The organism is Moraxella sp. TY6 (genome assembly GCF_048551375.1).
Lineage (GTDB): Bacteria > Pseudomonadota > Gammaproteobacteria > Pseudomonadales > Moraxellaceae > Faucicola.
The window spans coordinates 1-1,092 of sequence record NZ_JBLYZJ010000034.1; the positions used below are offsets into that span (position 1 = coordinate 1).

A 1,092-nucleotide genomic window follows, 5' to 3' on the forward strand; every position below is an offset into this window, starting at 1 on the left:
TCAGTTGGTACTGGCTCTTTAGGTGGATTGTTTGGACCTTCTGGTTGTGTTGGGTCAGTCAACGCAGGTTCGTCATAAATCACGCCATTGGCGTTATCAATGCCCATGTCTGCATTTTGTACGTTACTGAGTTTAACCGTCAAGGCTTCGCTGGTTTCTGGTAAGTTGTCATCTTTGGCAATCACAGTAATCACAGGTTTGCTGTCGCCTGTTAGGCTAACAGGCACGCCTGCACCAAAGAAGTCAGTCACTGATACTTCTTTACCATCAACCAAGACTTTTTCTACGTCTTCTGCTTTTACAACGCTCGCTGGGTCTGCACTGACATTGGCAGTCACGGTAATGCCTGCTGGAATCGTGGCAACTGTGCTAACGGTAAAGGTCATTTGCCCGTCTTTGTCAGTCGCAGGATTGGTGCTTCCTTCAATGGCAACAGGGTCAGTTGCTTTGATATTGATGACAGGTTGGTCACCTCTGGTGTTAGTCGGTGGATTGCTTGGGCTAATCGGTTGACTTGGGTCAGTTGGTACTGGCTCTTTGGGTGGGTTATTTGGACCTTCTGGTTGCGTTGGGTCAGTTAACGCAGGTTCGTCATAGATAACGCCTTGAGCAGTGCCTGTACCAACGTTTGCATTTTGTACATCAGTCAGTTTAACGGTCATTGCTTCGCTGGTTTCTGGGAAGTTATCATCTTTGGCAATGACGGTGATGACAGGTTTTTTGTCACCTGTTAAGGTCACAGGTACGCCTGCACCAAAGAAGTCAGCCACTGGTACTTCTTGACCATCAACCAAGACTTTTTCTATATCTTCTACTTTCACAATGCTTGCTGGGTCTACGCTCACTTTAGCAGTGACTGTCATACCCGGTTCAATTGTGTTCGCACTACGAACGGTAAAGACCAGTTGTCCATCTTTGTCAGTTGCAGAATTACGACTTCCTTCAATGGCAACAGGGTCTGTCGCTTCAATGCTAATGATTGGTTGGTCACCTGTGGTGTCAACGGGTGGGTTACTTGGACTAATCGGTTGACTTGGGTCAGTTGGTACTGGGTCTTTTGGTGGATTGGTTGGGCTTTCTGGTTGACTTGGA

Annotated in this window: 1 protein-coding gene; it reads right to left on the reverse strand. The window is 47.3% G+C overall.

Annotation, left to right across the window (positions count from 1 at the left end; all coding sequences use genetic code 11):
• Window positions 1-1,092, reverse strand: a 1,092-nt coding sequence (locus ACK1U4_RS12030) for a hypothetical protein (RefSeq protein WP_419421675.1), incomplete at both ends; no start/stop codon positions are given.